This window comes from Shewanella rhizosphaerae, assembly GCF_019457655.1.
GTDB classification, from domain to species: domain Bacteria; phylum Pseudomonadota; class Gammaproteobacteria; order Enterobacterales; family Shewanellaceae; genus Shewanella; species Shewanella loihica.
Genome location: NZ_CP080420.1, coordinates 2,075,442 through 2,088,120 on the forward strand (window position 1 = coordinate 2,075,442; position 12,679 = coordinate 2,088,120).

At 53.9% G+C, this 12,679-nt stretch carries 10 protein-coding genes; 8 read left to right on the forward strand and 2 right to left on the reverse strand.

The window, feature by feature from the left end:
• Positions 1 to 91: 91 nt before the first annotated feature.
• A complete protein-coding gene (gene rmf / locus K0I63_RS09310) occupies positions 92 to 268 on the forward strand; it encodes a ribosome modulation factor (RefSeq protein WP_011865614.1) in 177 nt (58 codons plus the stop codon).
• A 58-nt stretch (positions 269 to 326) separates the two neighbouring features.
• Here rmf and fabA read toward each other — a convergent pair whose 3' ends face one another.
• Entirely contained in the window at positions 327 to 842 is a 516-nt protein-coding gene (gene fabA, locus K0I63_RS09315; RefSeq protein WP_220083231.1) for a bifunctional 3-hydroxydecanoyl-ACP dehydratase/trans-2-decenoyl-ACP isomerase, read from the reverse strand.
• 67 nt (positions 843 to 909) lie between these two features.
• Entirely contained in the window at positions 910 to 2,619 is a 1,710-nt protein-coding gene (locus tag K0I63_RS09320; RefSeq protein ID WP_220083232.1) for a S16 family serine protease, read from the reverse strand.
• A gap of 566 nt (positions 2,620 to 3,185) precedes the next feature.
• On the opposite strand from K0I63_RS09320, the gene K0I63_RS09325 reads away from it, so the two are divergent.
• The 7 genes from K0I63_RS09325 (at position 3,186) to uvrC (ending at position 12,649) form a co-directional block, all read left to right on the forward strand.
• Positions 3,186 to 3,854, forward strand: a complete 669-nt coding sequence (locus K0I63_RS09325) for a GntR family transcriptional regulator (protein WP_041511381.1) — start codon at positions 3,186 to 3,188, stop codon at positions 3,852 to 3,854.
• A gap of 12 nt (positions 3,855 to 3,866) precedes the next feature.
• Positions 3,867 to 4,745: a methylisocitrate lyase gene (gene prpB, locus K0I63_RS09330; protein WP_011865618.1), complete on the forward strand. Its 879-nt coding sequence runs from the start codon at positions 3,867 to 3,869 to the stop codon at positions 4,743 to 4,745.
• A gap of 101 nt (positions 4,746 to 4,846) precedes the next feature.
• A complete protein-coding gene (gene prpC, locus K0I63_RS09335) occupies positions 4,847 to 5,971 on the forward strand; it encodes a bifunctional 2-methylcitrate synthase/citrate synthase (protein WP_220083233.1) in 1,125 nt (374 codons plus the stop codon).
• Between the two features lie 86 nt (positions 5,972 to 6,057).
• Entirely contained in the window at positions 6,058 to 8,646 is a 2,589-nt protein-coding gene (gene acnD / locus K0I63_RS09340) for a Fe/S-dependent 2-methylisocitrate dehydratase AcnD (protein ID WP_220083234.1), read from the forward strand.
• Between the two features lie 58 nt (positions 8,647 to 8,704).
• The gene (gene prpF / locus K0I63_RS09345) at positions 8,705 to 9,874 is read left to right on the forward strand and encodes a 2-methylaconitate cis-trans isomerase PrpF (protein ID WP_220083235.1); all 1,170 of its coding nucleotides are present in this window, start codon (positions 8,705 to 8,707) and stop codon (positions 9,872 to 9,874) included.
• Between the two features lie 269 nt (positions 9,875 to 10,143).
• Positions 10,144 to 10,788, forward strand: a complete 645-nt coding sequence (gene uvrY, locus K0I63_RS09350; protein WP_220045265.1) for a UvrY/SirA/GacA family response regulator transcription factor — start codon at positions 10,144 to 10,146, stop codon at positions 10,786 to 10,788.
• Positions 10,789 to 10,819: 31 nt separating this feature from the next.
• Positions 10,820 to 12,649, forward strand: a complete 1,830-nt coding sequence (gene uvrC, locus K0I63_RS09355; RefSeq protein WP_220083236.1) for an excinuclease ABC subunit UvrC — start codon at positions 10,820 to 10,822, stop codon at positions 12,647 to 12,649.
• Positions 12,650 to 12,679: the final 30 nt, after the last annotated feature.

A 12,679-nucleotide genomic window follows, 5' to 3' on the forward strand; every position in this document is an offset into this window, starting at 1 on the left:
AGGCGAATTTTTGATTGATCTCGTGATGAAAAAGTTCTATTTCTATGGATGAGGCTTCGGCCTTTAGGATTTGAGAACAGAGGATGCTTGCATGAAAAGACAAAAAAGAGATCGTCTCGATAGAGCTTTTTCAAAGGGATTCCAGGCCGGGATAGGTGGCCGCTCGAAGGATAACTGTCCTTATTCTACTTTAGACTCTAAATCACACTGGCTCGGAGGGTGGCGCGAAGGCGTCGATGGCCGTCTCAGCGGCCTGTTCAACAAGTGATTTAGCTGTTTGCCCTCTGTTAAGAGGGCATTTTCATAAATGAGCTAGCAAAAATCGCTTAGAAGCTAGAGGTATCGGTAAAGATACCGACTTTTAAATCCGTCGCCGAATAAATCTCACGTCCATCGACTTCCATTACCGCATCGGCAATACCCATCACCAGCTTTCTGTAGACCTTACGCTTGATGGTCAGCTTGTAGGTAACCTTCTTCGCATCGGGTAGCACCTGGCCGGTAAATTTCACTTCACCAACGCCCAGCGCGCGACCCTTACCTTCGGCGCCTTCCCAGCCGAGGAAGAAACCGACCAGCTGCCACATGGCGTCTAGGCCCAGACAACCAGGCATCACAGGATCTTTCTCGAAGTGACAGCCGAAGAACCAGAGTGATGGATCGATATCCAGCTCAGCAACAATTTCACCCTTACCAAACTCACCGCCGTCATCGTTGATCTTAGTGATGCGGTCTATCATCAACATGTTGTCGATAGGTAGGCGAGGCGAGTTGGCGCCAAATAGGTTACCGTGCCCGCAGGCGACTAATTCTTCTTTACTGAAACTGTTTGCTTTATTCATTGTTAACTTCACTCTAGCAATTTGAGTCGCCAAGGTTAGCTAACACGTGTACGCCAAACAACTCCGATCAGCTAGAAAGTTTCAGTTTATGGAGCAAGTTGGCAAAAAAAGATCGCTCTTCATCGGGATAACCGGCGAGTCCTTCTAATCGCGCCTGTACCATGCCATATAGGCTTTCCTCGGGGAACTGGCCATTATCATCTCGGCTGCCTGCGGGTTTGTTCATCAAGATGGCTACTGCTTGATCTGTATGCTCGACCTGGTACAGGTGAAACTCTTTTGCCTTGACGGCGGCTATCACGGCTGGAGCCAGGTTGAGTTGCTGCACGTTAGAGGCTGGGATGATCACCCCCTGGGTACCCGTGAGTCCTCTACGTTGACAGAGGTCGAAGAAGCCTTCGATCTTCTCGTTAACACCGCCAATGGCCTGTACCTGACCAAACTGGTCTATGGCGCCGGTGGCGGCGATACCTTGCTCTATTGGCTGCTCGGCAATGGCCGACATCAGAGCGCAGTACTCTGCCAGTGACGCGCTGTCGCCATCGATCTCCTGGTATGACTGTTCGAATACTATGTTGGCATTAAGATGCAGCGGCGCATCCTTACCGAAGATACGGTAGAGGCAAGAGGTGAGGATCATCAGGCCCTTGGCGTGTATGTTGCCGCCAAGTTCCGATTTACGTTCGATATCGGCCACTTCGCCGTCGCCATAGTGCACGGCGGCAGTGATCCTCGCCGGCTCACCATAGGTGTATTCGGCGGCATCCAATACGGTTAGGCCGTTGATCTGGCCTATCATGGCACCTTGGGTTGGCAGGTTGATGAAGTTGTCATCGAAGCTCTGGGCTGACAGGCTCTGAGAAGCGTTGTGGCGCGTCTGATGGCGGGCGAGGGCGAGGGCAATGTTCTCGCCGGTAAGTTGCTTGCTCTTGCCGTAAAGGGCTGCCTGTACCATGAGCTGACTGATCCCCAGCGTCTCAAGACTCAGGTGGCGCTGATGCTCTGCCAAGCGGGCACTGTAATTAAACAAAGGCGCCAGCGCCGACTGTTCCAGCGTGAGCTGGTTGGCTTCTGCCAGTTCAACTAAATAGTTGCCATAGTCGAGTTCGCTAAATTCGTTGAGATCTATTTCATCCACTAACTCACCCAGTAGGGGAAAGGCCGCGGGAAAGTTACGCTCTTCCAGATAGCTGACGCTATATAAGGTGCTACTGCCTACCAGGATGATCTTGCTGTGCAGGGGAATTGCTGGCCAGCCAGAGTGCAGCTGGTATTCACCGCGATGGGCGGCTTCCATTACCAGTTCCCACAGGGCTTCGCGTTTCCACAGCGACTCGGCGCAGATAAACAGGTAATCACAGTCGGCCATGGCGCCCGGATGATAGACATTAGGATTGTGGGCATCGAGATGACCTATGAGATCCCGGCGTTTAATGGCGCCGCTCAGATAGCGATAGGGTTTACTCGCGCTGCATTGGCACTCATCACCCGCCTCGGTCTGCCATGCCAGGCTGGCGTCTGGTGCCAGTCGGTTAAGATAGTGGGTCGGTCTGTGTCCCTGATAGTCGACCAGGGCTGAAATGAGGGCGAGTCTATCGATACCACTCTGATCGGCCAGATACATATGCTGGCCGCAGGCCTTAGCTAATAGGTTGAAGGCATCAAGTGTGCGTTCCTGGCCAAGCAGTCGACTGTGTAAGTTAGGCTTAAGTTGGTCAACCTTAGGTAAGTTAAATTGGGGCGATAAAGCGGCAGCGTCGATGGAATGTGCGATCATTTCTGGGGTGAATTATTGAAACATGGACTGATGTTAGCACAGTTTGGTGATGGCTCGACTTACTTTCGCGTTAGTTTTGACCTAGTTTCACGATAGTTTTGCGCGAGTTTCAATTTCGTATAGTCAAATGTGGCTGTTTATCTGTCCGCATTCTTGTGGGTGTAAGTGTGGGCGTATGTGTGGACCTATGTGCTGAAGAATATGTAGGCTTAGCTTGGAATTCGACTCCCATAGAGGTTAATGACTTCCTCTCATAAAACATTTTGTCGACAATCAGGTTGTTCAGGTAGCATTTTTAGTTGCTCTTTGAACTGACCACTAAGTCACATCTTCTAGGCATTAACGGCCCGATTCATAAGAGCGATTAGCCCTCTTTATTCAAATCGAATTGCCTGTTTAATGACCGCTTTCTCGTTGGGTTTTGTCAATCGTTCAAATGCAAGGCATTAAGACTTTAGTCGAAACAGACCTCTTTTTGTCGACAATTTTCCGGTTTTAGCTTGAGAAAGTCGATTGTGAAGGCTATATTGTCGACAACTAATTGTTTGACGGCGATCACATTCATCATGACCCGATACAGCCAAACCCCCGTGACAACGGCAGATAAAACCTTTTATCAACTCAGGCAAGACATTGTCGAAGGGGTAATTGCTGCGGGTGCTAAGCTAAGTGAGACAGAATTGTCGACAACTTATGGTGTCAGCCGAGCAGTGATCCGCGAGGCGATCAATCGTCTCGAGTCTTGTCATATCGTCGAGCGTCGTGCCAACGTGGGCGCCAGAGTGGTGGCGCTCAGTGAAGAGGGGCTGCTGGCCCTGTATGAGATCCGTGAGTCTCTCGAAGGTATGGCCGCACGTCTGGCGGCGAAGAACATGAGCGATGAAGAGATAGCGGAGCTCGAAGCCCTGCTGATCAGCCATTTTCAAGACGTCAAACAGGGTGAATCCTATTACCAGGAGGCCGGCGATGTGGACTTTCATTACCGCATCATATTGGGCAGCAAGAATAAGCACCTTATCTCTATGTTGTTCGACGGCATCTATCATCTGGTGCGTATGTACCGCGTTCAGCTTGGCATGGCGGGGCCTAGAGTCACCACAGCCTATGACGAACACAGGCATATAGTGCAGGCGATCGCCAATCGCGATCAGGAGCTGGCCGAGATGCTAATGCGTAGACATATCACCTATTCAAGAAACAACATCAGAAACAAACTCTCATCAATTCAGTCATAAGAGGAAGCGAGCATGAGCGCAGGAAAGAAATTCCGTCAGGCCTTGGCCGACAACAAGCCATTGCAGATCGTCGGTACCATTAACGCCTACACGGCCATGATGGCCAAGCAGATCGGTCACAAGGCGATCTATCTCTCAGGTGGCGGGGTAGCCAACGCCTCTTATGGTCTGCCGGATCTTGGGATGACCTCGCTAAACGATGTGATCGTCGACGTGCAGCGCATCACCTCCGCCTGTGATCTGCCGCTGCTGGTGGATATAGATACAGGTTGGGGCGGGGCATTTAACATCGCCAAGACCATCAAGGACATGGAAAAGGCGGGCGCCGCGGCCGTGCACATGGAAGACCAGGTCGCTCAGAAGCGTTGTGGTCACCGTCCTAACAAGGAGATCGTCTCTGTTGAGGAGATGGTAGATCGTATCAAGGCGGCGGTCGATGCGCGCACAGACCCAGACTTCTTCATCATGGCCCGTACCGATGCCTTCGCTCAGGAAGGATTGGAAGCGGCCATCGAACGTGCCAAGGCCTATGTGGCTGCTGGCGCCGATGGTATCTTCGCCGAGGCAGTGAAGACAGAAGAGCATTACCGTGCTTTTGCCGAAGCCCTAGATGTGCCTATTCTGGCCAACATCACAGAATTTGGTCAGACGGAGTTGTGGAATCGCGAGCAGCTGGGTCAGTGGGGCGCGGCCATGGTGCTCTATCCATTGAGTGCCTTCAGAGCCATGAACAAGGCGGCAGAGAATGTATATCAAACCATTCTGCGCGACGGCGACCAGAAGGCGGTACTCGATACCATGCAGACCCGCATGGAGCTCTATGACTATCTTGGTTACCACGCCTACGAGCAGAAGCTCGACAGCCTGTTTGCCGAAGGTAAGAACAAGTAACACAGCTTGGCTCGCCAAGGGCGGGCCAGATTGACAGCATACCCCCTACAACCTAGATGATGCAGTACTAGGGATAGACAAAAATATAATAGGAAGACGTTATGGTAGATAAAAAATTAGGCGGCGCCGGACTACGTGGACAGAGTGCTGGCGAAACGGCGTTATGTACAGTGGGCAAATCAGGCTCAGGTTTAACCTATTGTGGCTATGATGTGTCGGATCTTGCGGATAATGCCACCTTCGAAGAGGTTGCTTACCTGCTATTTAATGGCGAGTTGCCAAATGCGGCGCAGCTGGATGCCTACAAGAGCGAGCTGATGTCGATGCGCGACCTGCCACAGACCCTCAAAGAGGTGCTGCAGCGCATCCCTGCCGATGCCCATCCTATGGATGTGATGCGCACCGGCTGCTCTTTCCTGGGTAACCTTGAGCCTGAGATAGATTTCAGCCAGCAAAACAAGGCGGCCAACCGTCTGCTAGCGGCGTTTCCTGCCATCATGTGCTACTGGTACCGTTTCAGCCATGACGGCGTCGAGATCGACTGCGTGACCGATGAAGACTCGTTAGGCGGCCACTTCCTTAAGCTGCTAAATGGCAAGACGCCATCGGATCAACATCGCCGCGTGATGGACGTGTCGCTGATCCTCTATGCAGAGCATGAATTCAACGCCTCGACCTTCACCGCGCGCGTCTGTGCATCGACCCTGTCTGACATGTTCTCTTGTATCACTGGCGCTATCGGTTCGCTGCGCGGCCCACTGCATGGCGGTGCCAACGAGGCGGCGATGGAGATGATCCAAAAGTTCAGCTCGCCAGAAGATGCCAAGGTGCAGATGGCTGGCATGCTGGAGCGTAAAGAGAAGATCATGGGCTTTGGTCACGCCATCTACCGTGAGTCGGATCCGCGCAACGTGATCATCAAGGCCTGGTCTGAGAAGCTGGCGAAAGAGTTTGGCGACACCTCACTCTACGATATCTCTGTGGCCTGTGAAGAGTATATGTGGGACACCAAGAAGCTGTTCTGTAACGCGGATTTCTTCCATGCGTCAGCCTATCACTTCATGGGGATCCCAACTAAGTTGTTCACCCCTATCTTCGTCTGCTCGCGCCTTACAGGCTGGGCGGCCCACGTGATGGAGCAGCGCGCCAACAACCGCATCATCAGACCAAGTGCCGACTATATTGGCTCTGCGCCGCGTAAAGTGGTGCCAATCAACGAAAGATAAGCCTAGATACCAGCCCCTCTGCCTTTCAAGGCTCAGGGGCTGTTTTGGTTTGCTTGCTTCAACTCTTAAATCGTTTGGATAATTTTATGAACTCTTTACATCGTAAACCGCTTCCCGGCAGCGCGCTCGATTACTTTGATACCCGCGCCGCCGTCGAGGCCTTAAGCGCAGGCGCCTATGACAAACTGCCCTATACCGCTAAGGTGCTGGCAGAAAACCTGGTAAGACGCTGCGAGCCCGAACTGCTTAACGACGCCCTGAGTCAGCTCATCGAGCGGAAGCGCGATCTCGACTTCCCCTGGTATCCGGCGCGCGTCGTGTGCCACGATATTCTCGGCCAGACGGCACTGGTAGACCTGGCTGGTCTGCGTGATGCCATCGCCGAGAAGGGCGGGGATCCGGCCAAGGTTAACCCTGTGGTGCCGACTCAGCTGATCGTGGATCACTCGCTGGCGGTTGAACATGCGGGCTTTGAAAAAGATGCCTTCGAGAAGAACCGCGCGATTGAAGATCGCCGTAACGAAGACAGATTCCACTTCATCAACTGGACCAAGACAGCCTTTAAGAATGTCGATGTGATCCAGCCCGGCAACGGCATCATGCATCAGATCAACCTGGAGAAGATGTCGCCGGTGATCCAGGCTCGTGACGGCGTGGCCTTCCCCGATACGCTGGTGGGTACCGACAGCCATACGCCACACGTGGATGCCCTTGGGGTTATCGCCATAGGCGTGGGCGGTCTCGAAGCCGAGAACGTCATGCTGGGTCGCCCATCCTATATGCGTCTGCCGGACATCGTCGGTGTTGAGCTGACGGGTAAGCGTCAGAGCGGCATCACGGCCACGGATATCGTGCTGGCACTAACCGAGTTTTTACGCCAAGAGAAGGTGGTTTCGGCCTATCTTGAGTTCTTCGGTGAAGGGGCTGCGGATCTCACCCTTGGGGATCGCGCCACCATCTCCAACATGACGCCTGAATTTGGCGCCTCGGCGGGTATGTTCTATATCGATCAGCAAACCATCGACTATCTCACCATCACGGGTCGCGACAGCGAGCAGGTCAAGCTGGTGGAAAACTACGCCAAGACCACGGGTCTGTGGGCCGATAGCCTGAAAGATGCTGAGTATGAAAGGGTACTGACCTTCGATCTCTCGAGCGTCGTGCGTAACATCGCCGGTCCTTCTAACCCGCATCGCCGCGTAGCGACCAGCGAGCTGGCCAGTCAAGGCATCGCCGGCGTGGTCGAGCAGGACGACAAGCTGATGCCAGATGGCGCGGTGATCATCGCCGCCATCACCAGCTGTACCAACACAAGTAACCCAAGAAACGTAATAGCAGCGGGCTTGCTGGCCAAGAAGGCCAATGAGCTTGGCTTAGTGCGTAAGCCCTGGGTGAAAACCTCTTTCGCGCCAGGCTCTAAGGTGGCCGAGCTTTACCTGAAAGATGCGGGGCTTCTGCCTGAGCTTGAGCAACTAGGCTTTGGTATCGTAGGTTTTGCCTGCACCACCTGTAACGGCATGAGCGGGGCACTTGACCCTGTGATCCAGCAAGAAGTGATCGACAGAGACTTGTACGCTACCGCCGTATTGTCGGGTAACCGTAATTTCGACGGTCGTATCCACCCCTATGCCAAGCAGGCATTTCTGGCATCGCCCCCATTGGTGGTGGCCTATGCCATCGCGGGTACCATCAGATTCGATATCGAGAAAGATATCTTAGGTCATGATGACAAGGGTGAGCCGATTCGCCTCAAGGATATCTGGCCGAGCGATGAAGAGATCGATGCAATCGTCAAGGCGAGCGTTAAGCCGCAGCAGTTTAGGGATATCTACACCCCTATGTTCGACCTCGCGGTTGACTATGGTGAGGATGTGAACCCTCTGTATGACTGGCGTCCACAGAGTACCTATATCCGTCGTCCTCCTTACTGGGAAGGCGCGCTTGCCGGTGAGCGTACTCTAAAGGGCATGCGTCCGCTGGCGGTACTTGGGGATAACATCACCACAGATCATCTCTCGCCTTCAAACGCCATCTTGGCTAGCAGCGCCGCCGGCGAATACCTGGCGAAGATGGGCCTACCCGAGGTGGACTTTAACTCCTACGCGACCCATAGGGGTGACCATCTGACGGCCCAGCGCGCGACCTTTGCTAACCCTAAGCTGATCAATGAGATGGCGTTGGTGGACGGTGAAGTCAAGCAAGGCTCACTGACGCGCCTAGAGCCAGAAGGTGAGGTGATGCGTATGTGGGAGGCGATCGAGACCTATATGGATCGCAAGCAGCCGCTGATCATCATCGCCGGCGCCGACTATGGTCAGGGGTCGTCCCGCGACTGGGCGGCCAAAGGGGTGAGACTGGCAGGGGTTGAGGCGATTGTCGCCGAAGGCTTCGAGCGTATTCACCGTACTAACCTGGTCGGCATGGGTGTACTACCGCTGGAGTTCAAGGCCGGTGAAAACCGTCATACCTATGGCATCGACGGTAGTGAGACCTTCGATGTGATTGGCTCGCCGACACCTAGGGCAGATCTGACGCTGGTGATCACCCGTCAAAATGGCGAGCGTGTCGAGGTGCCTGTGACCTGTCGTCTGGATACCGCCGATGAGGTACTTGTCTATCAGGCAGGCGGTGTGTTGCAGCGCTTCGCGCAGGACTTCCTCGAAGCGAACGCCTAAGGGCAGTCAAAAGCGGGTAGGGCGATTATGCCTTGCCCGCTTCTCAAAGGATAAGCCAATGAAACAGATAAAAATTCCGGCAACCTATATGCGCGGTGGCACCAGCAAGGGTGTCTTTTTTGCGTTAAAGGATCTGCCTTTAAATGCCCAGCAGCCGGGCCCGGCCCGAGATGCCTTATTGCTTAGGGTGATCGGCAGTCCAGATCCCTACGGCAAGCAGACAGACGGCATGGGCGGGGCTACATCCAGCACCAGTAAGACGGTGATTCTGGATAAGAGTCAACGCGATGATCATGACGTGGATTACCTCTTCGGTCAGGTGGCCATAGACAAGCCTTTCGTTGATTGGAGTGGTAACTGCGGTAACCTGACCGCGGCGGTGGGCGCCTTTGCCATCACCCAGGGTTTGGTGGATAGCGCTAAGATCCCAGACAACGGCATAGCCGTGGTGAAGATCTGGCAGGCCAATATCAACAAGACCATCATCGCCCATGTGCCTATGGTGGATGGTGAAGTGCAGGAGCTTGGGGATTTTGAGCTCGACGGTGTGACCTTTCCGGCGGCAGAAGTGCTGGTGGAGTTTGTCGACCCGGCCGATGGCGAGGGCGACATGTTCCCTACGGGCAATCTGGTCGACAAGCTGGAGGTGCCGGGCGAGCCGGTTTTCGATGTCACCTTTATCAATGCGGGGATCCCTACTATCTTCCTCAACGCAGAGCAGCTGGGCTACCAGGGGACTGAGCTGCAAGAGGCGATCAATGGCGATGCGGCCGCGCTTGAGCGCTTTGAAACCATTCGCGCCCACGGCGCCCTGCAGATGGGGCTGATTCAGTCTCTGGATGAGGCCGCTGGTCGTCAACACACGCCCAAGATTGCGTTTGTGGCTCCGGCTAAGGCCTATACCTCTTCTAGCGGTAAGCAGATCGCAGCAGATGAGATAGATCTGCATGTGCGGGCGCTGTCTATGGGTAAGCTGCATCACGCTATGATGGGAACGGCGGCGGTGGCCATTGGCACGGCGGCATCGATTCCTGGCACCTTAGTCAATCAGGCGGCTGGCGGGCAGGCCCGTGAGAGCGTGCGTTTTGGTCATCCCTCTGGCACCCTCAAGGTGGGCGCCAAGGCGAGCGAGCAAGAGGGTCGCTGGCAGGTCGAAAAAGTCAGCATGAGCCGCAGTGCTCGCGTGCTGATGCAAGGCTGGGTCTGCGTGCCCGAGTCCTTGGGTTAAGGCGATACACACTCGATAAAAAAGGATGCCTCGGCATCCTTTTTCTTTTTTTCCGCTAGTGCTTTAGTATGAAGGGCACTGGAGACTTATGGTTGAGTGCTATAATTGCGCCATAAGTTTGCCGGCGGATAAAAATAGTTCACTTATAATTCATATGCTTAGTTGCACTTAATTTCCGCTTTCTTCTTTATCCCATTTGGGATAAATTACAATCTGTTGCCGACATGCCGTCTATGTGGGCCGAGTATTAGCTGAAGGGTAGATTGAAGTTGATTTCTGTATTTTTAGTTGATGACCATGAGTTAGTAAGAACAGGAATCCGCCGCATCCTAGAGGATGAGCGCGGTATCAAGGTTGTCGGCGAAGCAGGGGATGGCGAATCTGCCGTGCAGTGGTGCCGTAATAACGAGGCTGACGTGATCCTGATGGACATGAATATGCCTGGCATTGGCGGACTCGAGGCGACCCGTAAGATCTTGCGTTATCAGTCCCATGCCAAGATCATCGTCCTGACCATACATACCGAAGATCCTTTCCCGACCAAGGTAATGCAGGCGGGCGCTTCTGGTTATCTGACCAAGGGAGCGACGCCGCCCGAGGTGATACAGGCTATCCGTCAGGTGGCACACGGCCAGCGTTATCTGTCGCCGGAGATTGCTCAGCAGATGGCCCTGAGTCAGTTCAACCAGTCGGAAGAAAATCCGTTTAAGTCCCTGTCTGAGCGTGAATTGCAGATCATGATGATGATCACCAATGGCGAGCGGGTTAGCGATATCTCTGAGCAGCTCAACCTGAGCCCCAAGACAGTTAACAGCTATCGTTATCGCTTATTTGCCAAGCTTGGGATCAGCGGCGACGTCGAGCTGACCCGATTGGCGATCCGCTACAAGATGTTGGATACCGGCCAGTTCTAGTGTTAACCCGCGTGACTTTTATGGCCTCGATGTGACAGATAGCTTTAATGCGACCCAGTTTTTAAAAACCGTTTCCTCCTCTGCCGGCGTTTATCGCATGTACGATGCACAGGGGGTCGTTATCTATGTGGGCAAGGCCAAAGATCTCAAGAAGCGCCTCAGCTCCTATTTCAGACGTAATCTGCCCAACGTCAAGACTCAGGCCTTGGTGTCTCACATCGCCAATATCGATGTGACTCTGACTCCCAGCGAGACCGACGCGCTGATTCTGGAAAATGATTACATCAAGCAGTACATGCCCAGATACAATGTGCTGCTTCGAGACGATAAGTCTTATCCCTATATTTTCCTGAGCGGCCATCGCCATCCAAGGCTTGCCTATCACCGCGGGCCTCAGCGGGAGAAGGGGCACTATTTCGGTCCCTATCCCAATGGCGGCGCGGTGCGCGAAAGCCTGCATCTGATGCAGAAGCTGTTTCCTATCCGTCAGTGTGACGATCTTTATTATAAGGCGCGCTCTCGTCCCTGTTTGCAGTATCAGATCGCCCGCTGCAGCGCCCCCTGTGTGGGTAAGATAAGCGATGAAGATTACGCCGAGCAGGTAAAGCTTGCGAGCCTGTTTCTGCGGGGCAAGGATCAACAGGTGATCGCCACCTTGGTGGGCAAGATGGAGCAGGCGGCTATGGATCTTAATTATGAGGATGCCGCCCGTTATCGTGACCAGATCAGTGCGCTTCGACGCGTCGCCGAGCAACAGGAGGTGTCCAGCGACTCAGGCGACATGGATGTGATTGGCGCCTATTACGCCTCGGGCATCGCCTGTTTCCATCTGCTGTTTATTCGTAACGGTAAGATCTTCGGCAGTCGCAGTTATTATCCTAGTGTGCCGGACGAGACCGAGGTCAGCGAGGTGCTGCGCGCCTTCATGTTGCAGTTTTATCTGAATGTCGACAGTCAGCGCACCCTGCCGAGAGAGATAGTGGTTAGCCACGAGTTTGAAGATATTCATGAGCTGGAAGAGGCAATTGCCCAGGCCTCCAATAGACGCCTGCTGATCAAGACCAAGGTCCGTAGCGAGCGCGCCAGTTTCCTGCGTATCGCCGATGCTAACGCCAAGAATGCGGTAGAGACACGTTTGTCCCACCAAAATACCGTCGAGGAGCGTTTCCTGTTGCTAGAGGAGGCGCTGGAGCAGACTCAGGCGATCAATCGCATGGAATGCTTCGATATCAGTCATACCATGGGGGAGAGCACTGTGGCTTCCTGTGTGGTGTTTAATCGCGAAGGGCCGAGCAAGGGGGAATATCGCCGCTATAATATCTCAGAGATCACCCCGGGGGACGATTACGCGGCGATGAAACAGGCGATCGGTAGGCGCTTCGATAAGATTGAGGCCGACGGCAAGATCCCCGACATCCTCTTTATCGATGGCGGCATGGGACAGTTGAGGATCGCCCAGAAGGTGGTTAATGAAAAATTTGCTCACCTGGATGTGGCGCCGACGCTCATAGGTGTGGCAAAGGGGGAGGGGCGTAAACCCGGACTCGAGACCCTCATCTATGGCGAGAACGAGGTGGCCTTTAGCTTACCGGCAGATTCCGGCGCGCTGCATCTGATCCAACATATTCGCGACGAGTCACACCGTTTCGCGATAACCGGCCACCGTAACAAACGTCAGAAGACCCGTAATACCTCGACGCTCGAGTCTATCCCTGGGGTGGGGCCAAAGCGTCGTAAGGCGTTGCTGCAATACTTAGGTGGTTTACAGCAGGTTAAGGGGGCCAGCGTAGCGCAATTGTCTAAAGTGCCAGGCATTAGCCTAGAAATGGCACAAACAATACATGATGCGTTGCGAGGGTGAGAAAATTAAGGCAAGATTGGCGCTGCTTTT

Coding starts and splice junctions, on each gene's coding strand:
- K0I63_RS09325 (WP_041511381.1), top strand. CDS start 3,186: ATGACCCGATACAGCCAAACCCCCGTGACAACGGCAGATAAAACCTTT.
- K0I63_RS09320 (WP_220083232.1), bottom strand. CDS start 2,619: ATGATCGCACATTCCATCGACGCTGCCGCTTTATCGCCCCAATTTAAC.
- prpB (WP_011865618.1), top strand. CDS start 3,867: ATGAGCGCAGGAAAGAAATTCCGTCAGGCCTTGGCCGACAACAAGCCA.
- prpC (WP_220083233.1), top strand. CDS start 4,847: ATGGTAGATAAAAAATTAGGCGGCGCCGGACTACGTGGACAGAGTGCT.
- rmf (WP_011865614.1), top strand. CDS start 92: ATGAAAAGACAAAAAAGAGATCGTCTCGATAGAGCTTTTTCAAAGGGA.
- prpF (WP_220083235.1), top strand. CDS start 8,705: ATGAAACAGATAAAAATTCCGGCAACCTATATGCGCGGTGGCACCAGC.
- acnD (WP_220083234.1), top strand. CDS start 6,058: ATGAACTCTTTACATCGTAAACCGCTTCCCGGCAGCGCGCTCGATTAC.
- fabA (WP_220083231.1), bottom strand. CDS start 842: ATGAATAAAGCAAACAGTTTCAGTAAAGAAGAATTAGTCGCCTGCGGG.